The sequence below is a fragment of the Sphaerisporangium sp. NPDC049003 genome, assembly GCF_043197795.1.
Lineage (GTDB): Bacteria > Actinomycetota > Actinomycetes > Streptosporangiales > Streptosporangiaceae > Sphaerisporangium.
This window is the reverse complement of sequence record NZ_JBICTU010000007.1, coordinates 235,421-255,947: the sequence shown is the minus strand read 5'-3', so window position 1 is coordinate 255,947 and position 20,527 is coordinate 235,421. Positions and strand designations below refer to the sequence as shown.

Below are 20,527 nucleotides of genomic sequence, written 5' to 3'. Positions count from 1 at the left end.
CTGGCGGGAATCGGACCTCGCCGTCGGCCGGTGTCACTTCGTCGAAATGCCGACCCCCAGGTCGAATTCGCGGTAGACGCGGGCCCAGAAGCCGTCGCGCAGCCACACTCGGGCCTCGGGGTAGGGGCGCAGGGAGTGGCCGAGCTCCTTCTCGGCCTCGATCAGCAACTCGGTGTCGATGACCGTCGGCAGCAGCGGTCCCGGGAGCAGGTCGCGGATGTTGTCGCGGCCCCGCGTGAGGATCCACTTCTGCGCGACGTGCTCGCCGACCTCCTCGACCCTCGGGCGGCTCGGCCCCAGCTTGGTGACCTGCCCGGGGTGCTTGACGGCGGGTTTGGCGCTGAGCGCGGTGCGGCCGGCGAACACCTGGGCGGGCGACGGCGGCGTGGGCGCGGTGGCGGTCACCACCTGGGCGGCACGGTTGAAGTAGGGGCGCAGGAAGTCGGACCCCAGCTCCTCGACGGTGTCGGACTCCCATACGAGACGCTCGGCCTGATTGGTTCCATAGGGAGGTTCGACGCCCCACAGATGGATGCGTACTCCGAACGTCTGGGCCGCCTCGACGGCGGGGACCATGTCCTCGTCTCCCGCGATCAGCACGGTGTCGCTCACCGCGTGGTGACGGGCCAGTGCCTCCAGGTCGCTGCGGATCTGCGCGTCGACGCCCTTCTGCTGCCCACGGGCGTTGAGGTTGCCGAGGCGCACCTTGACCCACGGAAGCTGCGCGATCACACGCTGGTCGACGGTGGGCACCCGGTCGCGGGCGGCGTCGTACCAGTAGACGCGCAGCAACTCGCCGGGGATGCGCTCCATCGCGTGCTTCTTGAGAGCTTGGATCAGCTCGTCGGCCGCTACGCGATATTCCTTGCGCTCCTTGGCGCCCAAGATGACCTCGCCCGCCGCAGCGTAGAGATAGCCGACGTCCACGAGAACGGCGTATTTCGCCGCCACGGGATGCGGTGTGAGGTCCGGGATTGCCATGCTCTCCTCCAGGCCTCGGTCCTAGGCAATGATCGGCTGACTATATTCCCCCATTTCTAGATAGTCCCAACTCTTAGCTCGCTTGACACCCACTTCCAAAGATCTAATGGGGCAGTGAGCTTGCTCGCCACGCTCCCGGCCCCGTGGGGAACGCCCTTCTCAGCTGATGTGCTGGGTTACGCCACGTTTCGCGGTTTCGAGCGGTTTGCACCAGGCTTGTCTGCCTTGTCGCAACTGCGATCACGAGCGCGGCGACCTCCTCCACGGTGGCGTCACCGTGAATGATCCTCAGATAGGGCTGATCCATGGACGCCTCCTACAGGGGGATGTTGCCGTGCTTCTTCGGCGGCAGGGTCTGGCGCTTGTTGCGCAGCGCGCGAAGCGCCCTGACGATCTTGACCCGGGTGTCCGAGGGCCGGATCACCGCGTCGACGTACCCCCGCTCGGCCGCGAGGTACGGATTGGCGAGCGTGTCCTCGTAGTCGGTGATCAGCCGGGTCCGCTCGGCGTCGGGGTCGTCCGCGGTCGTCAGCTCGCGCCGGTAGAGGATGTTGACCGCGCCCTGGGCGCCCATCACCGCGATCTGCGCCGTCGGCCACGCCAGGTTGATATCGGCCCCGAGGTGCTTGGAGCCCATGACGTCGTAGGCGCCGCCGTACGCCTTGCGGGTGATCACCGTGACCAGCGGCACCGTCGCCTCGGCATAGGCGTACAGCAGTTTGGCGCCGCGCCGGATGATCCCGTTCCATTCTTGATCAGTACCCGGAAGGAAGCCCGGCACGTCCACGAAAGTAAGGACGGGAATGTTAAAGGCATCGCAGGTGCGGACGAAACGCGCGGCCTTTTCGGAAGCGGCGATGTCCAGCGTGCCCGCGAAGCTCATCGGCTGGTTGGCCACCACCCCCACCGAGTGCCCCTCGACCCGGCCGAAGCCGACGACGATGTTGGGCGCGAACCCCGCGTGGATCTCCAGGAACTCGCCGTCGTCCAGCACGTGCTCGATGACCTGGTGCATGTCGTACGGCTGGTTCGCCGAGTCGGGGATGAGGGTGTCGAGCTCGCGGTCGGTGTCGCTGACGGCCAGGTCGGCGGGGGAGTCGAACACCGGGGTCTCGTCCATGTTGTTGGACGGCAGGTACGACAGGAGCGCCCGGGCGAACTCCAGGCAGTCGGCCTCGTCGGCCGCCTCGTAGTGGGCCACGCCCGACTTGGAGTTGTGGGTGTGCGCGCCGCCGAGCTCCTCGAACGTCACCTCCTCGCCGGTGACCGTCTTGATGACGTCGGGGCCGGTGATGAACATGTGCGACTTCTCGCGCACCATGAGCACGAAGTCGGTGAGCGCCGGGGAGTACACGGCGCCGCCCGCGCACGGGCCCATGATCAGGGAGATCTGCGGGATGACCCCCGAGGCGTGGACGTTGCGCTTGAAGATCTCGGCGTAGAGCCCGAGCGAGACGACGCCCTCCTGGATGCGCGCGCCCCCGGAGTCGTTGATGCCGACCACCGGGCAGCCGGTCTTGAGAGCGTGGTCCATGACCTTGACGATCTTCTCGCCGAACACCTCGCCGAGCGAGCCGCCGAAGACCGTGAAGTCCTGCGCGAAGACGGCCACGGGGCGGCCCGCCACGGTGCCGTACCCGGTGACCACGCCGTCGCCGTACGGCCGCTCGCGCTCCATGCCGAAGCTGGACGACCGGTGGCGGGCGAGCTCGTCGAACTCCACCAGCGATCCCTCGTCGAGGAACGCGACCAGCCGCTCACGGGCGGTCATCTTGCCCTTGGCGTGTTGTTTCTCCACCGCACGCGAGGATCCGGCGTGGGCGGCCTCGTCGAGGCGTCGCTCCAGGTCAGCGATCTTCCCCGCGGTGGTGTGCGGATCGATGCCCTCGACGTGCGGAACGGGCTCAGCGCTCATGTCCGTAGGTTAGTCCTCCTGTCAGATCGGCGGTCACCCGGAACCGTCCTTGGGCTCCCGATTAGAGTGACGGCATGACCGATTTCGCCAGTGGGCCCGGCTCGGCGGTCTCGGCGGGCTCCACCGGCCCCCCGGAAGCGGTCCGCACGCGGGGGCTCTACAAGCGGTTCGGCCCTCAGGTGGCGGTCGCCGGGGTCGACCTCGTGGTGCCGCGCGGCAGCTTCGCCGGCCTCGTCGGCCCGAACGGCGCAGGGAAGACGACCACGCTCAGCATGATCACCGGTCTGCTCATGCCCGACGCGGGCTCGGTGGAGGTCGGCGGGGTCGACGTGTGGCGTCACCCGGTGGCGGTCAAGGCCCAGGTCGGCGTGCTGCCCGAGGGACTGCGGCTGTTCGAACGGCTGTCGGGGCGCGAGCTGCTCTCGTACAACGGCCAGATCAGGGGCATCCCCAAGGAAGAGGTCGCCCGCCGCGCCGAGGAACTGCTGAACGTCATGGACCTCGCGGCCTCGGCCGACAAGCTGGTCGTCGACTACTCCACCGGCATGCGCAAGAAGATCGGCCTGGCCGCCGCCCTGCTGCACAACCCCAAGGTCCTCTTTCTCGACGAGCCCTTCGAGGGCGTCGACCCGGTCAGCGCCAACACGCTCGCCGAGGTCCTCCAGCGCTACACCTCCTCCGGCTCGACCGTCGTGTTCTCCAGCCACGTGATGGAGCTCGTCGAGCGCCTGTGCGACTGGGTCTCGGTGATGAACCACGGCCGGATCGTCGCCCAGGGCACCCTGAGCGAGGTCCGCGGCGGCCACACGCTCAACGAGGCCCTGCTCGACCTGGTCGGCGTCCGCGGCACCGGCGAGGAGGGCCTGTCGTGGCTCGGATCCTCCCCCATGTGACCCCGGCGGGACCGGTATGAACAAGGAGTGCCCGAGCCGAGAGGGGCCGTCATGGCCTGGCTTTTCGTCCGCCTGAAGCTCCGCCTGATCGCCGGGAACCTTCGCGGCGACACCATGCGCCAGGTCGGCTTCGTCTTCACGATGATCGCGGCGGTCCTGGTGGCCTGCGGGGGGCTCCTTCTGATGAGCCTGTTGCGATTGGCACCCCCGGACGTGGCGGTGAACGCGGGCGTGGTGATGTTCACCTTGCTCACGCTGATCTGGGTGATCGGCCCGCTGCTCGTGTTCGGCGTGGACGAGACGCTCGACCCCGCGCGGCTGACCCTGTTCCCGCTCACGGCCCGCCAGATGGCCGCCGGCATGTTCGCCGCCTCGGCCACCGGCCCGTGGCCGCTGGCCTCGCTGTGCTTCCTCGCCGGCGCCGTCGTCGGGCTGTCGCGGAGCCTCACCGGGGTGCTGATCGGCCTGGTGGCCATCGTGCTGCAGGTCGCCCTGTGCATCGTCGTGTCGAGGGCCGTCACCACGGCGCTCTCGCGCGTGCTGCGCACCCGCCGGGGCCGCGACCTGCTGGCCGTGGGCGTCGTCTTCGTGATCCTGCTGACCCAGCTCCCCAACCTGCTTCTGAACCGGGGCCTCGGCGGCGATCCCGAGGAGTTCCTCGCGCGCCTCGCCTCGCTGGTGCGGTGGGGGCCGCCGGGCATGGCCGCGCACGCCATCGCCGACGGCGGGCTCCTCGGACTGGCCGAGGTCGTGATCGTCGCCCTGGTGGTGCTCGGGGCCGCCTGGCTGTGGATCGCGGCGCTGCGCAAGGCCATGGTGACCTCCGACTCCTCCACGCAGATCGGCTCGGTACGCCGCAGCCGCTTCGACGGTCTCCTGCCCGGGGGCGCGCTCGGCGCCGTCGTGGCCAAGGAGCTGAAGTACGTCCGACGGGAGCCGCGGGGCCGCATGGGGTGGATGGCGGCCATCGGCTTCTCTGGAGTGCTGATGTTCTCCCTGAGCAGCGGTCCCAATGGCATGGAAGGATCGGCGCTGGCCGTCGCCCCCGCGTGCGTCGGGGCGCTGATGATCGGGCTCCAGGCGGCGAACGCGTTCGGCATCGACGGGCGCGCCCTGTGGATGAACGCCATCGTCTACTCCTCCAACCGAGACCTGCGCACCGACTTCGCCGGACGGCATCTCGCCGTCTCCCTGGTGGCGGTCCCGCTGCTCGCGGTGCTCTCGGTCGCCGGAGCGCTGGTCGCCGGGCACCTGCCCTGGGCACTGCCCGCCGTGCTCACCTCCAGCGGGCTTCTGCTGGTCGCCCTCGGCGTCGGCGCCGTGACCAGCGTGATCCTGCCCTACACCTATCCCGACCGGATCAACGCCTTCACCAGCGCGGCTCCCGGCCAGGGCGGGGTGGCGTTCGCCGGGTCGTTCGGGGCGATGCTCGGCACCAGCATGCTGGCGTTTCCCATCGTGCTGCCGGTCTTCCTCGGGGCGACCTGGGTCGCCGTGCCGGCCGTGCCGTACGGGCTGGTGGTCGCCCTCGCGGGACGGCGCCTGGCCGCGACCATCGGATACGCCCGCCTCCCGGACCTTCTCGCCGCCGTCTCCCGGCCCGCCTGACGCCCCCCGCCTGCGGGCGCACACTGGTCTAGTCCAATAGGTGAGACCGGTATCCAGGTGGCACGGCCGACTGGATACCCTTCCTGGTATGGCCGCCATCGCTTCGCAGCAGGCAGACCGATCTCCTGTTGAACGCCACAGTGCCGTTTCCGAGATGCCCGACGAGTTGCGTGCCGATGTGCGCATGCTGGGCGAGCTGCTTGGCCGCGTCATCGCCGAGGACGGCGGGCCCGACCTGCTGGCCGACGTCGAGCGGCTGCGCAAGGCGGTGATCGCGGCGCGAAGGCGCGAGATCTCCGTGGACGAGGTGGCCGCGATGGTCGCCGAGTGGTCGATCGACCGGAGCGTGCAGATCGCCCGGGCCTTCACGTGCTACTTCCACCTGGTCAACCTCGCCGAGGAGCACTTCAGGATCCGCACCCTGAGGTCCAGGGACACCGGCGAGGCGACGCTTCCCGAGTCCCTGGCGCAGGCGGTCGGCGAGCTGAAGCACGACCTCCGTTCCGATGAGCTCACGAAGCTGATCTCCGAGCTGGAGTTCCGCCCGGTGCTGACCGCGCACCCCACCGAGGCGCGCCGCCGCGCGGTCGTCACGGCCATCCAGCGGGTCAGCGCGCAGCTCGCGGAGTACAACGCGCCCGACAGGGGAGCGCACGAGCGTCAGGAGGCGCACCGCCGCCTGCTCGAAGAGATCGACATGCTGTGGCGCACCGCCCAGCTCCGGCACACCAAGCTCGACCCGCTCGACGAGGTCCGCACGGCCATGTCGGCGTTCGACGAGACCCTGTTCCGTACGGTCCCGCGCATCTACAGGTCCCTGGACGCCGCGCTCGCCGAGGGCTCAGGCACGCGCGAGCCGCAGGCCAAGGCCTTCATCCGCTACGGGAGCTGGATCGGCGGCGACCGCGATGGCAACCCCAACGTGACCGCCCGGGTCACCCGCGAGGCGGTGCTCATCCAGGCCGAGCACGTGCTGACCGCGCTGGAGAACGCCGCCACCCGCATCGGCCGCACGCTCACCGTCTCCGCCCTGTACGGCGCGCCCAGCAAGGGGCTGCTCGCCGCCCTGGCCGCGGCGGCCGACGACCATCCGGAGCTGGTCTCCGAGCTGGGCATGCGCTCGCCGCGCGAACCGCACCGGCAGTGGCTGCTGTTCGTGGCCGCCAGGATCGCCGCCACCCGCCGCCGCGACCTCGACCTTGCCTACCGCTCGCCCGAGGAGCTGCTCCGCGACCTGCGCACGTGCCAGGCGTCCCTGGTGTCCACGGGGGCGACCCGCCAGGCGTACGGGGAGATTCAGCACCTCATCTGGCAGGTCGAGACCTTCGGGTTCCACCTGGCAGAGCTGGAGGTCCGCCAGCACTCGCAGGTGCACGCCCAGGCGCTTGAGGAGATCAGGTCCGGCACGACCTCCGAGCGCACCGAGGAGGTCCTGGCGACGATCCGGATGATCGCCTGGATCCAGGAGCGGTTCGGCGTCGCCGCCTGCTCGCGGTACGTGGTGTCCTTCACCCGGTCGGCCGGCGACATCGCCGCCGTCTACGAGCTCGCCGAGCACGCCCTGGGCGGCCGCACCCCCGTCCTCGACGTCGTGCCGCTCTTCGAGTCCGGGGAGGACCTCGCCAACTCAGCGGACGTGCTCACCGGGATGCTCGGCCTTCCGGCCGTCCAGAACCGCCTGGCCGTGAACGGTCGCCGCCTTGAGGTCATGCTCGGCTACTCCGACTCGGCCAAGGAGCTCGGCCCGGCCGCCGCGACGCTGAAGCTCTACGACGCGCAGGCCGAGCTGGCCGCCTGGGCCCTCACCAACGACGTCCGGCTGACCCTCTTCCACGGCCGGGGCGGCGCCCTCGGCCGGGGCGGCGGCCCCGCCAACCGGGCCGTACTGGCCCAGGCCCCCGGATCGGTCGCCGGCCGGTTCAAGGTCACCGAGCAGGGCGAGGTCATCTTCGCCAGGTACGGCCACCCGGCGATCGCCCTGCGGCACATCGAGCAGGTGACCAACGCCGTGCTGCTCGCCTCCACCCATTCGGTCGAGGCCCGTACGGCCGAGGCCGCCGCACGTTTCCGGCTGCTGGCCGAGCAGGTCGCCTCCGCCTCCGAGCACGCCTACCGCTCGCTGACCGAGGCGTCCGGGTTCCCCGAGTGGTTCGGCCTGGTCAGCCCTCTGGAGGAGATCGGCTCGCTGCGCCTCGGCTCGCGTCCCGCGCGGCGCGGCCTCGGGGCGCCGAGGTCCCTGGACGACCTGCGGGCGATCCCGTGGGTGTTCGCCTGGGCCCAGACCCGCGTCAACCTCCCCGGCTGGTACGGCCTCGGCAGCGGCCTGCTCGCCGCCACCCGCCCCGAACCGGCCGCCACCCGCCCAGAAGAACCGGGCGCCGGCGGACAGGAGCCAGGGCCGGGGCTCGAGGAGCTGCGGCGGGCGTACCACGAGTGGCCGCTGTTCGCCTCGCTCCTCGACAACGCCGAGATGTCCCTCGCCAAGACCGACCGCCAGATCGCGGCCCGCTATCTCGCGCTCGGTGGAAGGCAGGACTTCTCCGACCAGGTGCTCGCCGAGTACGACCTGACCCGCAAGCTCGTCCTGGCGATCACTGGGCACTCGCGGCTGCTGGAGAGCAGGCGCGTCCTGTCCCTGGCCGTCCAGCTCCGCGACCCCTACGTCGACGCGCTCTCCCACCTCCAGCTCCGCGCCCTCTCGGCCCTGCGCGCCGAGGACAACCTCTTGGAGGACGAGCGCGAACGCCTCGAAACCCTCCTGCTGCTCAGCGTCAACGGCGTCGCCGCCGGCCTCCAGAACACCGGCTGACCGATCGCTCCCAGCGGACCAGAGGTCGAACCGTTAAGCGGGAATCAAGGCACGAGGCCGTGGTCTTTGGCCCAGGCGACGAATCCGCCTGGGCCAAAGGGAAGGTGATACTCGCTGGAGAGAAGGTCGTCGGCCAGCTCACCCACCAGCATTGCGGTGAGCAGCCCCTGCCTGATCGCATCGCACAGGAGAGCCAGAGTGGGGCGGCAAGAGATCTTGTGAGTCTCCGCCGCCTTGCGCCCAGCGCGGTCGTCGATGACAGCTACACCCCCGATGGTCGAGGCCAGAGCCAGGACTCCGGCCTCCCCACGGTTACGATCTCTTCGTACCAGCAACTCTGAGTACTGGGCAAAGGCTGCTATCTCCTGAGGACTGCGCATCTCCCGGTGCTCGATCCACGATGCGTTCAACGCGGCTGCGATGCGGTTATCCACGCTCGCTCCTGCCCGTAACTCCTCTACGACGACATCCGGTATCATCGCCCGCCGCTCGCCGACGACGGCTTTCAGCGGGCCGAGCCAGTTGTTGATCGCGAAGTGGCTTAGTGGACCTGTGTCGAACACGAGTATCTCGTTGTCCATAGACGTCAGGAGACGAACGTCCATATGGCGCTTTCCGGAAGCTTGGGAAGCGGCGGCAGGTCATCCTCGACCCATGTTTCCATGAGAAGATCGGTGGCCCGGGCGGCGGAAACCGTGGCGTTGCGATAGAGCCGCAATATGGATTCGACATACCGTCTACTCAGATGCGTAGGAGCCATCTCGTCTGAGACCACCAGGTTGAAATCCACGATGTCAGCCTTCGTCGTGCGGACCACGCGAATCTGGCGAGCGTCGGACAGGCTGGCGAGTCCGAGTTCTACCAGCCGACGCGCCAACGTTGACATGTCCACCTGGAAAGCGCTGGCGGTCTTGACTGCGGCGGTGCGCAGGTCGGATTGCGTGCGGACCTTGGTCCACAACTCTTCAAGACCTTTGGGAGGCAGTAGGAGAGCGCGGGCAAAGCGGTCCAGGCGTGACTCCCAGGCGTCATCGCTGTCCTGCTCGGCGATTCGCCAGTCGACGGTGTACTCATCCGCGAACAGGTAGTGGCCCAGCTCGTGTGCGAATGCCAGGCGGCGGCGGCCGACGCGGAGGCTCCCATTGATAACGGCCACTCCTCCCTCAGCCAGCAGGATCGAGGCGGCATCAGCCGCGTCCGCGCCCAAATCGAAGCTGAAGGCGAGGAGACCGATTTCGGCCGCACGGCCGGACGCCTGCAAAAAAGGCTCGACCGCATCCAGCCCGAGCAGCTTGCGGGCTTCCACAGCCGACTGTTCCGCATCTTCAGCGGAGCCCGGCCGTGCCATGTTGACGGTGCTGAGAGTCAGCTTCACGTCATGTTCGGTGGCGAACTCGACATGCCGGGCCACCTGCTCCACCAGTCGGTCGATCTTCGGGCTGACCGCTCCAGGTTCTTGGAGGTTACGGTGGGAGACGATCGCGGCCGGCACCCGCCTGACGAACCACTCGATCCTTTCGCCGAGAGTGTCGGCGATGCGTGCGAGTTCCAACGCGGAGATGCGTCGCGAGCCATGCTCTATCTTTGCCAGGGCCGACCTGTCAAGAGAGGTCGCCGTCGCGAGCTCCGCCTGGGTCAGCCCGGCTCGACGGCGGGCATCCGCGACACGCTCTCCCATCCAGGCGCCGTCATCCACATTCACGTGTTCGATAATAGAACAATCCGCTGGCCTGCTCAACGCCGATTCGGAGATTCCCCTGCTCAGAGGGTTAGCCGAAGGAAGCGGTCGGTGAGCTCTCCCACCTCCAGCTCCGCGCCCTCTCGGCCCTGCGCGCCGAGGACAACCTCTCGGAGGACGAGCGCGAACGCCTCGAAACCCTCCTGCTGCTCAGCGTCAACGGCGTCGCCGCCGGCCTCCAGAACACCGGCTGAACGGCACCCGGCGAGCGGGAATCCCGGGAAACATATCGGAGAGTTCTCATCCCTTTACAGTGGGTGGGTGCCGGGTTAACTTACAACCACACGGTTGCAAGGGAATCGTCCGACGATGGTTCGACCACGTCGCGGTTCTGGAACGTTCCGGCTGAGCCATCGAGGAGCGCGGCAGAAGGGAGCAGTTCGTACGCACCGATTCCGATGTCCTACGGCCGGCGCGGCTGGTCCTCGACCAGCTCGAAGCCGTATGCACGGGCGAGTTCACCAGATGTCCGGCCTGCTCGCGCAGGTCTCCGGCCCAGAAGAGAGCAACCTGACGAGAGGACACGACAGATGAGCGTCATCAACCTCGCCGAGGACTTCGAAAACCTGAGCCTTACTCTGGTCTCCGACTTCCACGCCCCGGCCAAGCGGGTGTGGCAGCTGTGGGCCGACCCGCGGAAGCTGGAGCGCTGGTGGGGGCCGCCGAGCCACCCGGCGAAGGTGGAGGAGCACGACCTGACCCCCGGCGGCAAGGTCACCTACGCCCTCACCGGCCCGGACGGTGACATCTACCGCGGCTGGTGGAAGGTCACGGCGGTCCACGCGCCGACGTCCCTGGAGTTCACCGACGGGTTCGCCGACGAACACGGGAGACCGGTCCCGGACCTGCCGATCACCAAGATGCACATGCGGCTCATCGACCACAACGGCGGCACCCGGATGGAGCTGCGCGCGTCCTTCGGCTCCCGGGAGCAGATGGACCATCTGGTGGCCATGGGCCTGATGGACGGCCTGCCGCTGGCGATCGGCCAGCTGGACGTCCTGCTCGCCGTCTGACAGACCCTGGCCCGGTGGGTCAGCCGCATCAATGGGGGTTCTCAGGTGATGCGGCCGGGGCCAGCGTAGATGTTGAAGCGCTCGCCTCTGAGGAAGCCGACGAGAGTCAGACCGAACTCCCTGGCCAGATCCACGGCCAGGGAGGACGGGGCGGAGACACCGCAGACCATGGGAAGGCCCGCCGCCAGGGCCTTCTGCATGATCTCGTAGCTGGTCCTGCCGCTGACGAGCAGGAGGGACGTGCTGAGCGGCAGCCGTCCGGACATCAGGGCCCATCCGACGAGCTTGTCCACGGCGTTGTGCCGCCCGACGTCCTCCCGCAGCGCGAGGAGGGATCCCTCGGCCGTGAACAGTCCCGCGGCGTGCAGGCCCCCGGTCTTGCCGAAGATGCCCTGGGCCTTCCTCAACCGGTCGGGCAGCTCGTAGAGGAGCTTGGCGGGGACCGGCGGAAGCACCCGCGAGGACGCCTCCTCCCCGGGCGCCTTCCCCTCCAAAAAGGCCTCCCCCGAGGAGGCCTTGTGCTCCATGGAGGTGTGGCGGGCGTGGAGGGCTTCGAGGCTGGCGGTGCCGCAGACGCCGCAGGCGCTTGAGGTCAGGAAATGTCGTTGCATAGTGGGTAGTTCGGGGAGCGTCGCCCCGCGCAGCCGTACGGTGACGGTGTTGTAGCGGGCCTCCGGCGGGAGGTCCTCGTCGGTGCAGTACGCGATCGAGGCGATGTCCTCCGGTCCCGCGATGCCCTCGCCCGAGAGGAACCCGGCGGCGAGCTCGAAGTCGGCCCCCGGCGTCCGCATGGTGATCGCCAGGGTACGGGTGGCGCCGCCCGCGGTGATCCGGATCTCCAGCGGTTCCTCGGTGGCGAGGTCGTCCCGGCGGTCCCGTGCCGTGCCCCCGGAGACCTCGCGTACGCGCACCCGCGCCGTCGGCCCCGGCCTCACACGTCCCGCGGTCGTCATGGTGCGGCCTTCCTGAGCGTCACGACGGCGTTGTAGTCGGGGATCCGCGCGTCGGGGGAGCGGCGGGTGACGTCCAGCAGCACGTTGCCCTCCGGCCAGTGGATCTGCAGGTTGCCCGGGGTCAGCGGTGCCCGCGTCACGCGCCCGGTGAACGTCCCCGCGGCGCCGCTCAGCTCCACCTCGGTGCCGTCGGGCAGCCCGAGCCGGTCGGCGTCGTACGGGCTCATCAGCACGGCCTCGCGGGTGGCGCCGTTGAAGCCGTCACGCCGCTCGTGGACCATGCTGTTGAACTGCTTGCCGCGCCGGGTGGCGACCATGAAGGAGCCGTCCGGGCGTTCGAGCCGGGGCGGTTCGACGGGCGAGAAGTGGCCGAGCCCGTCGGCGGTCGGGAAGCGTCCGCCGGGACACAGGTGCCGCCCGCCGTACTGCACGTTGTCACCGAACTTCGCGAGCCCGGCGATCCCGGCGTAGAACGGCACGGCGTCCTCGATGTCCCTGCGGATCTGGGGCGTTCCCCCGGGGTACCGGATCTTGTCCGCCAGCTCCGGACGGGCGCGGGCCGCCAGCTCGGTGAAGATCTTCCACTCCGGCCATGCCTCCCCGACGCGGGGCCCTCGGACCTCGGGGGAGAAGATGACGCGGCGCTCGGTCGAGGTCTCGGTGACCCCGCCCTCCATCTCGTACCGCGTCTGGGCCGGGAGCAGGAGGACGTCGCCCTCCGACTCGACCAGCATCTGACTGGACAGGACGATGTCGACGTGGACCCGGAGCGAGAGCCGGGACAGCGCGTCACGGCAGTAGGCCGGATCGGGGAGCACCTCCAGGAAGTTGCCCCCGGAGGAGATCAGCACGTCCAGCTCGCCCGCGTGGGCCGCGTCGATCATGTCGGTCGCGGTGAGCCCGGGCGTGGAGGGGACCTCGAAGCCCCACTTCTCGCTGAACCTCCCGGCGTTCTCCGGGGTGATCGGAAGGCCGCCGGGGAGCCCGGTGGCGTAGGCGCCCATCTCGGCGCCGCCCTGCACCCCGCTGTGCCCGCGGATCGGCATGAGCCCGCAGTTGTCCCGGCCCACGAAGCCCCTGGCCAGGGCGAGGTTCACGATCGAGCGGACGTTGTCCTCGCCATAGGAGTGCTGGGTGATGCCCATCGACCAGACCAGGACGGCGGACTTCGCCTCGCCGAGCAGCTTGGCCAGCTCGTACATCTGCTCCCGCGTGGCACCGCTGAGGGTTTCGAGCGTCTCCCACGTCTGCCCGGCCACGGCCGCCCGTACGTCCTCGAAGCCGGAGGTGTGCTGGTCGATGAACGCCTTGTCCAGCCAGTCGTTCTCGACGAGGTGCTTGAGCACGCCGTTGAGGAAGCCGATGTCGCCCCCGACGTTCACCCCGAAGAAATCGTCGGTGATCTTCGTGCCGAACAGCGCGGACTCGGCGTTGGACGGCACCCAGTAACGCTCCATGCCCGGCTCGCGGTAGGAGTTCACCATCGCGATGCGGGTGCCCGCCTTCTTGGCGTGGTACAGGTACTTCATCGCGACGGGCTGGTTGTTCGAGGGGTTCGACCCGATGAAGACGATCAGGTCGGAGCCGATCCAGTCGGTGTAGGAGCAGGTGGTCGCGGCGGCGCCGATGGTCTGCTTGAGCGCGACCGTCGAGGGCGAGTGGCAGATGCGCGCCGCGTTGTCGACCGAGTTCGTGCCGAGCGCCCGTACGGCCTTCTGCGCCGCGAAGTAGTTCTCGTTGGGGACGCCCCGGCTGGTGAGGTACACCCCGAGCCTGGTGCCGCGCAGGTGGGACGCGGCCAGGCCGAGCGCCTCATCCCAGTCCACGCGGGTGAAACCGGGCTCGCCCGCGCGCCGGAGCATGGGGTAGGGCAGGCGGCCGAGGTCGCGCAGCTCCGCGCTCCGCAGCTTGGCGAGCGGGGCCACGTCGGCCAGCGCCGAATGGTCCAGCGCGGGCATGGTGTTCAGCTGGAGCAGCCGCAGGCGGATGTTGCACAGGTGGATCTCGTCCATGGTCCAGTCGCGCATGCCGCGGGTGCCGAGGGCGCAGCCGTCGCAGGTGCCCTCGTTGAGGATGCGCCAGGCGAAGCGACGGTTGCCCTTCACCGACCGGAACGCCTTCCACAGCTCCAGATAGTTGTTGGGCTTGCGCTCACCGATGCCGAAGGGCTTCCAGCTCGCCCAGTTCCGAGGGTCCAGACGCTTGCTCACCGGACGTTCACCTGTTTCTTCCGCCTGCCTGCCGGTCATTCCCGGGGCCCACTCATAGCATCACCTCTCACCCTGTTTTGACTAACCGAGGACCACGCCGACATCCGGGGCCACCGGCCGGGCCTGTTGGTCACCCACGGTCAAAATTATGGTGGCCGTACGTAGTGTTCGCTGGTCATGGCGGTAAGCAGGCCCCGCCACTCCCTGCGAAGGAGGAGGATGGAGAAGTGCTTGACTCGCCGTACACCGATCTCGACCGGCCGCCGCTCTCGCAGGCGGCGCTGTCCCGGGCCGTCGTCCGGCCGGGCGGCCTCTGGTCCCAGCTGACCGTCGTCGACCGCACCGGGTCCACCAACGCCGACCTGGCCCAGGCCGCGCGCGACGGCGCGCGCGAGGGCGCCGTGCTGATCGCGGAGCTCCAGCTCGCGGGGCGCGGCCGGCTCGGCCGCGCGTGGACCGCGCCCGCGCGCTCTGGGCTGACCTTCTCCCTGCTGCTGCGCCCGGCGCTCTCCCCTGCCAGACAGGGCTGGATCACGCTGCTGGTGGGGCTGGCCGCCGCGTCCGCCGTCCACCGCGTCGCCGGCCTGGACGTACGGCTGAAGTGGCCGAACGACCTGCTCGTCGGCGAGCGCAAGATCGCGGGAGTGCTGGCCGAGCGGGTGGAGGGCGCGGTCATCGTCGGCATGGGGCTCAACGTGTCGGTGCGCGCCGAGGAACTGCCGGTCACCACCGCCACCTCGCTGGCCATCGAGGACGCCGAGTGCACCGACCGCGACCCGCTGATCAGGGCCGTGCTGCGGGAGATCGAGTCCCACTACCGCGACTGGCTGGCGGCCGACGGCGACGCCGACGCGTGCGGCCTGCGAGCCGCCTACATCGCGATGAGCGCCACGGTCGGCCAGGAGGTGCGGGTGGAGCTTCCCGGGGAGCGCCTGCTGACGGGCGTCGCCACCGGCGTTGACGGCTCCGGGCACCTGATCGTCCGAGCCGACGGCGTCGAGCACGCGCTCAGCGTGGGCGACGTGGTCCACGTGAGGCCCGCCGCCGAGCAGACCCCCTGAGGCCGCCGCCGGGTGGGCCTCCGAGGGGTGCGGGACGGCGGCCCGGCCGGGTGCGCGAGCGTCAAGGCGAGCCCAAGGGAATGTCCTGGTTGGCGGAGCTTCGGTCCGGCACGGAAAGATAGGGCAGACGTGGGGGAGATCGACGTGCCACGATTTGCCCCATGGGTCTCCCTGAACATCATCTGACGGCGGGGGAGCGGGTCGTCCACTCGTTCCACCCCCACTGGAAGCGCCTGATCCTTCCCTTCTTCGCGCTGCTCCTGGTCATCGTCGCTTCGAGCGCGGCGTTCTACTTCATTCCCGTGGACTACGAGTACGCCCGGTACGCGTGGATCGCGGTCGCCGTCGTGTCCGTGGTCGCGCTGGCGCTCTGGTCGTTCATCCCGTACCTGCGGTGGAAGACCACGTCGTACACGCTCACCACCCACCGGTTCAACATCAGCACCGGCATCCTGAGCAAGTCCGACGACGACATCCCGTTGACCAAGGTCAACAGTGTGAGCTCCGACCAGACGTTCGTGGAGCGGATGCTCGGCTGCGGGACCCTCGTGGTCGAGTCCGCCTCCGACAAGGGCGAGATCAACCTCAGGGACATCCCCAAGATCCAGGCCGTTCGGTCGGAGTTGTTCCGGCTGGTGGAGGATGCCTCCGACGGAGACATCGACGGCCGGTGAGAAATGCCCCGAACGTGGCGTAACCTCCTGAAGGTGCGTGAGACGGAGACCGCGGGACGTCCGACGGCCGAGCAGATCGAGCGGCTGTTCGTGGGTTCCGCGCCTCGTCACACGCGCGGGGAGGTGGCGAGGCGGGCCGGGGTCCCCTCGGAGCTCGCCCAGCGCATCTGGCGCGCGCTCGGGTTCGCCACGCCCGCCGACGAGACGCCCGCCTTCACCGACGCCGACGTGGAGGCGCTGCGCCGGGTCGCCGGCATGCTCGGCAGTGACCTGATCGACGAGACCACCGTCGTACGGATGGCCAGGGCGCTCGGCCAGACCACGGCCAGGCTCGCCCAGTGGCAGGCCGAGATCTTGGTCGGCGCGACGCTCGATCCGGGGGAGGCGCCGACCGAGAAGGAACTGGCTGCCGTCCTCGAACTCTCCCGCAAGCTCCTGCCCGAGTTCGAGCGGCTGCTCGTCCATGTCTGGCGGGCCCAGCTCGCCGCGGCCGGCACCCGCCTGCTCACGACCACCGACATGAACGCCGAGACCGTGCCGGGCCGCCTGACCCTCGCCGTCGGGTTCGCCGACCTGGTCTCCTTCACCCAGGTCTCCCGCGAGCTGGACGAGCAGGGCCTGGCCGAACTGGTGGAGAACTTCGAGTCCAGGATCTCCGACGTCGTCGCCGCGCACGGCGCGCGGGTGGTCAAGACCCTCGGGGACGAGGTCCTGTTCACCGCCTCCACGGCGGAGACGGCGTCGCGCGTCGCGCTGGAGCTGGTCGACGTGATCCGCGCCGAGGGCAGGGAGGTGCGCGTCGGCCTGTCGTACGGCCCCGTGCTCCCGATCATGGGCGACGTCTTCGGGACGACGGTGAACCTCGCCGCGCGGCTGACCGCGATCGCCCGCCCATGCACGGTGCTCGTCGATCAGGGCGTGGCCGAGGCGGTCGAGGGCAGGCCGGGGCTCGCCGCCCAGCGGATCCGCCGGAGACCGGCCCGCGGCCTCGGGGTGATCCAGCCCTACGTACTACGCCGGTCTTGACGCGCCACACCGGTCGTCAACATTCTGAAACGCCATTGATGTGTCTGTACACGCTGACGCATGTCGATAAAGGGAGGGACCCACCATGCCGTACGAAGTCCAGGGTGTGATCGCGGGGGGCAAGGGCGAGGCCGTGTCGGTGCGGACCGTCATCGTCCCCGACCCGGGGCCCGGCGAGGCGGTCGTGAACGTGCAGGCCTGCGGGGTGTGCCACACGGACCTGCACTACCGCGAGGGCGGGATCAACGACGAGTTCCCCTTCCTGCTCGGCCACGAGGCCGCCGGTGTCGTCGAGGCCGTGGGGGCGGGCGTCACGAGCGTCGCCCCCGGTGACTACGTGATCCTCAACTGGCGTGCCGTCTGCGGCAACTGCCGGGCGTGCCTGCGCGGCCGTCCGTGGTACTGCTTCGCCACCCACAACGCCGCCCAGAAGATGACCCTCGCCGACGGCACGCGGCTCAGCCCCGCCCTCGGCATCGGCGCGTTCGCCGAGAAGACGCTGGTGGCCGCGGGGCAGTGCACGAAGGTCGACCCCGACGCCCGGCCCGCCGTGGCCGGCCTGCTCGGCTGCGGCGTGATGGCCGGCCTCGGCGCCGCGATCAACACCGGCGGGGTGTCCCGAGGCGACTCGGTGGCGGTCATCGGGTGCGGTGGCGTCGGGAACGCGGCCATCCTCGGATCGTCGATCGCGGGCGCCTCGAAGATCATCGCGGTGGACGTGGACGACCGCAAGCTCGCCCTCGCGGGCCAGTTCGGCGCGACCCACACCGTCAACTCCAGGACCGCCGACCCGGTGGAGGCGATCCGCGACCTCACCGGCGGGCACGGCGCCGACGTCGTGATCGAGGCGGTCGGCCGCCCCGAGACGTACAAGCAGGCCTTCTACGCCCGCGACCTCGCGGGGACCGTCGTGCTCGTGGGCGTGCCGACCCCCGACATGACCCTCGACCTGCCGCTGCTGGACGTCTTCGGCAGGGGCGGCTCGCTGAAGTCCTCCTGGTACGGCGACTGCCTCCCGAGCCGCGACTTCCCCATGCTCATCGACCTCTACCTGCAGGGCAGGCTCAACCTCGACGGGTTCGTCTCAGAGACGATCGAGCTGGACCAGGTCGAGGAGGCCTTCGCCAAGATGCACCGCGGCGAGGTCCTGCGCTCGGTGGTGGTCCTGTGACGATCGGGAAGCTCGTCACCTCGGGCACCTTCACGCTGGACGGCGGCACCTGGGACGTCGACAACAACGTCTGGTTCGTGGGCGACGACCACGAGGTGGTCGTCATCGACGCCGCGCACGACGCGCACGCCATCCAGGAGGCGGTGGGCGGGCGCCGGCTGAAGGCGATCATCTGCACCCACGCGCACAACGACCACATCAACGCCGCCGGGGCACTGGCCGACGCCACGGGCGCCCCGATCCTGCTGCATCCGGCCGACGCGGTCCTGTGGGAGATGGTGTACGGCACGGAGCGGCCGTTCGAGCCGCTCCAGGACGGTGACGTGATCGAGGTGGCGGGCACCGCCCTGCGCGTGCTCCACACGCCCGGCCACGCTCCGGGGGCCGTCAGCCTGTACGTTCCCGACCTCGGGGCCGTCTTCACGGGCGACACGCTCTTCTCGGGCGGGCCGGGGGCCACCGGACGGTCATACTCGTCGTTCGAGACGATCATCGACTCCGTCAGGGACCGGCTGCTGACCCTTCCGCCGGAGACCGTCGTCCACACCGGGCACGGCGACTCGACGAGCATCGGCTCCGAGGCCCCCGACCTGGAGAAGTGGATAGCCCGGGGTCACTGATCGGCCACAGGTCACTGACATCGCCTGCCGGCCTGGACAGGGCAGCGCGAGGTCAGTGACCCAGTGCCGCCTCAATGATGGGGTGAAGGCAACGTCAGTGTTGCGCAGCTCACGTAGGCAAGCCTTACCGACTTGGGTTATCTTAGGTGTGCCTTACCTACTTCCCCCGCCGTGAGAGGCATTCCACGCATGTACGTATGCATCTGTCAGGCCGTGACCGAGCATGACGTTCACGCCTGTATCGCCGCAGGTGCGAAGAGCGCGCGTCAGATCCGTGACTCCACGGGGGCGGGCAGGGACTGCGCGACATGCGTCCGGAAGATATGTGCGATGCTGAAGCGATCTGAGGAACTTGTCGCGACCGCATAGGAGCCTTGCGCATGCAGGGGGACAAAGACATCATCGCTCTGCTGAACGAGCAGCTGACATCAGAGCTCACGGCGATCAACCAGTACTTCCTTCACGCCAAGCTGCAGGAGCACTGGGGATACACCAAGCTCGCCGCATATACGAGGGCCGAGTCCTTCGAAGAGATGAAGCACGCTGAGGTGCTCACCGACCGCATCCTGATGCTCGAAGGCCTTCCGAACTACCAGAAGCTCGGCACGCTGCACATCGGGCAGACCGTGAAGGAGCAGTTGGAGGCCGACCTGCAGCTTGAGATCGAGGTGGTCCAGCGTCTGCGCCCCGCCATCCAGCTGATGCGCGAGCGCGGTGACGCGACCTCCGCCCGCGTCTTCGAGACCATCCTCGACGACGAAGAGCACCACATCGACTACCTTGAGACCGAGTTGCAGTTGCTGAACACCCTCGGCGAGCCTCTCTACCTCCAGCGTTTCGTGGAGCTTCCGGGCGATTCTGGGTCAAGTTCGTAAGCCCCTGGATTTTTTAGGACATTTTTGCTCAGGCCACCGCGAGCGGTGCCTGAGAACGCGCCAACGACACGGCCCGCCGGGCACTTCCGGCGGGCCGTCGGCGTCTTCCGGTGTGTCCTCGGCGTGTCCGGGCATGTCGGCACCGCTCGGCGCGGATACTCCTGGTGCGCTTGGGGTACCAGGTAGTGCGGGAGGGCTCATCCCCCTTTCTCCGTCTTTGCCCAGGTCAATTGGTGGGTCAACGACAAGTCAAACCGCGCGCTGTACCCGGGAAACGATCGCCTAAGGTCCTACGATCGCTTTATGACCTGCGTACTTCTCGCCGAGGATGACACCTCGATCTCCGAGCCCCTGGCGCGCGCGCTGCGCCGAGAGGGCTATCAGGTGGAGGTGAGCCCCGATGGCCCGCAGGCCCTGGAAAGGGCTCTGTCCGGGGGCGTCGACCTCATCGTGCTTGACCTGGGCCTACCGGAAATGGACGGCCTGGAGGTCGCCCGCCGCATTCGCGCCGAAGGGCACGGCACGCCCGTGCTGATCCTGACGGCGCGGGTCGACGAGGTGGACACCGTGGTCGGCCTCGACGCGGGGGCCGACGACTATGTGACCAAGCCGTTCCGGCTCGCCGAGCTACTGGCCCGTGTGCGGGCGCTGCTGCGGCGCGGCACCTCTGAGACCCCCGTGGTCCAGGGCGTGCGCATCGACGCCGACTCGCGGCGGGCCTGGATGGGAGACAAGGAGCTGCATCTGACCACCAAGGAATTCGACCTGTTGCGCGTGCTGGTACGCGACGCCGGCAAGGTCGTCACCCGCGAGCAGATCATGCGTGAGGTGTGGGACACCAACTGGTGGGGTTCGACCAAGACTCTCGACATGCACATCTCGTGGCTGCGCCGCAAGCTGGGGGACGATGCCGCCAAGCCGCGTTACATCACCACGGTTCGTGGGGTTGGCTTCCGGTTCGAGCGCGAATAGCCCAT

The 20,527-nt window shown here is 69.1% G+C and carries 19 protein-coding genes and 1 pseudogene; 13 read left to right on the top strand and 7 right to left on the bottom strand.

What is annotated here, in order from left to right; translation table 11 throughout:
* Nucleotides 1-33: 33 nt before the first annotated feature.
* The 3 genes from ACGFIV_RS10475 to ACGFIV_RS10465 form a co-directional block, all read right to left on the bottom strand.
* Nucleotides 34-981: an NYN domain-containing protein gene (locus ACGFIV_RS10475; protein WP_358552159.1), complete on the bottom strand. Its 948-nt coding sequence runs from the start codon at nucleotides 979-981 to the stop codon at nucleotides 34-36.
* A gap of 103 nt (nucleotides 982-1,084) precedes the next feature.
* Entirely contained in the window at nucleotides 1,085-1,288 is a 204-nt protein-coding gene (locus ACGFIV_RS10470; RefSeq protein WP_358552161.1) for an acyl-CoA carboxylase subunit epsilon, read from the bottom strand.
* Nucleotides 1,289-1,297: 9 nt separating this feature from the next.
* Entirely contained in the window at nucleotides 1,298-2,896 is a 1,599-nt protein-coding gene (locus tag ACGFIV_RS10465) for an acyl-CoA carboxylase subunit beta (RefSeq protein WP_392833817.1), read from the bottom strand.
* A gap of 74 nt (nucleotides 2,897-2,970) precedes the next feature.
* Here ACGFIV_RS10465 and ACGFIV_RS10460 point away from each other — a divergent pair, with 74 nt between their 5' ends.
* The 3 genes from ACGFIV_RS10460 (at nucleotide 2,971) to ACGFIV_RS10450 (ending at nucleotide 8,206) form a co-directional block, all read left to right on the top strand.
* A complete protein-coding gene (locus ACGFIV_RS10460) occupies nucleotides 2,971-3,789 on the top strand; it encodes an ABC transporter ATP-binding protein (RefSeq protein ID WP_392833814.1) in 819 nt (272 codons plus the stop codon).
* Between the two features lie 51 nt (nucleotides 3,790-3,840).
* Nucleotides 3,841-5,397: a hypothetical protein gene (locus tag ACGFIV_RS10455; protein ID WP_358552167.1), complete on the top strand. Its 1,557-nt coding sequence runs from the start codon at nucleotides 3,841-3,843 to the stop codon at nucleotides 5,395-5,397.
* 154 nt (nucleotides 5,398-5,551) lie between these two features.
* Entirely contained in the window at nucleotides 5,552-8,206 is a 2,655-nt protein-coding gene (locus tag ACGFIV_RS10450; protein ID WP_358552169.1) for a phosphoenolpyruvate carboxylase, read from the top strand.
* A gap of 44 nt (nucleotides 8,207-8,250) precedes the next feature.
* On the opposite strand, the gene ACGFIV_RS10445 is transcribed toward ACGFIV_RS10450, so the two are convergent.
* Nucleotides 8,251-8,787: a hypothetical protein gene (locus ACGFIV_RS10445; RefSeq protein ID WP_358552171.1), complete on the bottom strand. Its 537-nt coding sequence runs from the start codon at nucleotides 8,785-8,787 to the stop codon at nucleotides 8,251-8,253.
* A gap of 5 nt (nucleotides 8,788-8,792) precedes the next feature.
* Nucleotides 8,793-9,908, bottom strand: a complete 1,116-nt coding sequence (locus tag ACGFIV_RS10440) for an XRE family transcriptional regulator (protein WP_358552173.1) — start codon at nucleotides 9,906-9,908, stop codon at nucleotides 8,793-8,795.
* An 83-nt stretch (nucleotides 9,909-9,991) separates the two neighbouring features.
* Between ACGFIV_RS10440 and ACGFIV_RS10435 the strand changes: the two are divergent.
* Nucleotides 9,992-10,138 (top strand): annotated as a pseudogene (locus ACGFIV_RS10435) (phosphoenolpyruvate carboxylase); the annotation flags it as partial.
* Between the two features lie 336 nt (nucleotides 10,139-10,474).
* Entirely contained in the window at nucleotides 10,475-10,960 is a 486-nt protein-coding gene (locus ACGFIV_RS10430; RefSeq protein WP_358552175.1) for an SRPBCC domain-containing protein, read from the top strand.
* Nucleotides 10,961-11,001: 41 nt separating this feature from the next.
* Here ACGFIV_RS10430 and fdhD read toward each other — a convergent pair whose 3' ends face one another.
* Together fdhD and ACGFIV_RS10420 are read right to left on the bottom strand one after the other, a co-directional pair.
* Nucleotides 11,002-11,913, bottom strand: a complete 912-nt coding sequence (gene fdhD / locus ACGFIV_RS10425; RefSeq protein WP_358552177.1) for a formate dehydrogenase accessory sulfurtransferase FdhD — start codon at nucleotides 11,911-11,913, stop codon at nucleotides 11,002-11,004.
* Nucleotides 11,910-14,123 (bottom strand): FdhF/YdeP family oxidoreductase, encoded by a 2,214-nt coding sequence (locus ACGFIV_RS10420; RefSeq protein WP_358552179.1) that lies wholly within the window; start codon nucleotides 14,121-14,123, stop codon nucleotides 11,910-11,912. Before ACGFIV_RS10420 ends, fdhD begins: the two co-directional genes overlap by 4 nt.
* Before the next feature lie 227 nt (nucleotides 14,124-14,350).
* Here ACGFIV_RS10420 and ACGFIV_RS10415 point away from each other — a divergent pair, with 227 nt between their 5' ends.
* The 8 genes from ACGFIV_RS10415 (at nucleotide 14,351) to ACGFIV_RS10380 (ending at nucleotide 20,522) form a co-directional block, all read left to right on the top strand.
* A complete protein-coding gene (locus tag ACGFIV_RS10415) occupies nucleotides 14,351-15,184 on the top strand; it encodes a biotin--[acetyl-CoA-carboxylase] ligase (RefSeq protein WP_358552181.1) in 834 nt (277 codons plus the stop codon).
* Nucleotides 15,185-15,345: 161 nt separating this feature from the next.
* Nucleotides 15,346-15,858, top strand: a complete 513-nt coding sequence (locus ACGFIV_RS10410) for a PH domain-containing protein (RefSeq protein WP_358552183.1) — start codon at nucleotides 15,346-15,348, stop codon at nucleotides 15,856-15,858.
* Between the two features lie 33 nt (nucleotides 15,859-15,891).
* A complete protein-coding gene (locus ACGFIV_RS10405; RefSeq protein WP_392833804.1) occupies nucleotides 15,892-16,884 on the top strand; it encodes an adenylate/guanylate cyclase domain-containing protein in 993 nt (330 codons plus the stop codon).
* Nucleotides 16,885-16,969: 85 nt separating this feature from the next.
* Nucleotides 16,970-18,055, top strand: a complete 1,086-nt coding sequence (locus tag ACGFIV_RS10400; protein ID WP_358552187.1) for an S-(hydroxymethyl)mycothiol dehydrogenase — start codon at nucleotides 16,970-16,972, stop codon at nucleotides 18,053-18,055.
* Entirely contained in the window at nucleotides 18,052-18,675 is a 624-nt protein-coding gene (locus ACGFIV_RS10395) for an MBL fold metallo-hydrolase (RefSeq protein WP_358552189.1), read from the top strand. Before ACGFIV_RS10400 ends, ACGFIV_RS10395 begins: the two co-directional genes overlap by 4 nt.
* 189 nt (nucleotides 18,676-18,864) lie before the next feature.
* The gene (locus ACGFIV_RS10390) at nucleotides 18,865-19,044 is read left to right on the top strand and encodes a (2Fe-2S)-binding protein (RefSeq protein WP_358552191.1); all 180 of its coding nucleotides are present in this window, start codon (nucleotides 18,865-18,867) and stop codon (nucleotides 19,042-19,044) included.
* Between the two features lie 11 nt (nucleotides 19,045-19,055).
* Nucleotides 19,056-19,550 (top strand): bacterioferritin, encoded by a 495-nt coding sequence (gene bfr, locus ACGFIV_RS10385; protein WP_358552193.1) that lies wholly within the window; start codon nucleotides 19,056-19,058, stop codon nucleotides 19,548-19,550.
* Between the two features lie 303 nt (nucleotides 19,551-19,853).
* Nucleotides 19,854-20,522, top strand: coding sequence for a response regulator transcription factor (locus ACGFIV_RS10380; RefSeq protein ID WP_030451323.1), 669 nt, complete (start codon nucleotides 19,854-19,856; stop codon nucleotides 20,520-20,522).
* The last annotated feature ends 5 nt before the right edge of the window (nucleotides 20,523-20,527 follow it).

Coding starts and splice junctions, on each gene's coding strand:
- ACGFIV_RS10475 (WP_358552159.1), bottom strand. CDS start 981: ATGGCAATCCCGGACCTCACACCGCATCCCGTGGCGGCGAAATACGCC.
- ACGFIV_RS10430 (WP_358552175.1), top strand. CDS start 10,475: ATGAGCGTCATCAACCTCGCCGAGGACTTCGAAAACCTGAGCCTTACT.
- ACGFIV_RS10445 (WP_358552171.1), bottom strand. CDS start 8,787: ATGGACAACGAGATACTCGTGTTCGACACAGGTCCACTAAGCCACTTC.
- ACGFIV_RS10470 (WP_358552161.1), bottom strand. CDS start 1,288: ATGGATCAGCCCTATCTGAGGATCATTCACGGTGACGCCACCGTGGAG.
- ACGFIV_RS10465 (WP_392833817.1), bottom strand. CDS start 2,896: ATGAGCGCTGAGCCCGTTCCGCACGTCGAGGGCATCGATCCGCACACC.
- ACGFIV_RS10460 (WP_392833814.1), top strand. CDS start 2,971: ATGACCGATTTCGCCAGTGGGCCCGGCTCGGCGGTCTCGGCGGGCTCC.
- fdhD (WP_358552177.1), bottom strand. CDS start 11,913: ATGACGACCGCGGGACGTGTGAGGCCGGGGCCGACGGCGCGGGTGCGC.
- ACGFIV_RS10455 (WP_358552167.1), top strand. CDS start 3,841: ATGGCCTGGCTTTTCGTCCGCCTGAAGCTCCGCCTGATCGCCGGGAAC.
- ACGFIV_RS10390 (WP_358552191.1), top strand. CDS start 18,865: ATGTACGTATGCATCTGTCAGGCCGTGACCGAGCATGACGTTCACGCC.
- ACGFIV_RS10380 (WP_030451323.1), top strand. CDS start 19,854: ATGACCTGCGTACTTCTCGCCGAGGATGACACCTCGATCTCCGAGCCC.
- ACGFIV_RS10400 (WP_358552187.1), top strand. CDS start 16,970: ATGCCGTACGAAGTCCAGGGTGTGATCGCGGGGGGCAAGGGCGAGGCC.
- ACGFIV_RS10410 (WP_358552183.1), top strand. CDS start 15,346: ATGGGTCTCCCTGAACATCATCTGACGGCGGGGGAGCGGGTCGTCCAC.
- ACGFIV_RS10450 (WP_358552169.1), top strand. CDS start 5,552: ATGCCCGACGAGTTGCGTGCCGATGTGCGCATGCTGGGCGAGCTGCTT.
- bfr (WP_358552193.1), top strand. CDS start 19,056: ATGCAGGGGGACAAAGACATCATCGCTCTGCTGAACGAGCAGCTGACA.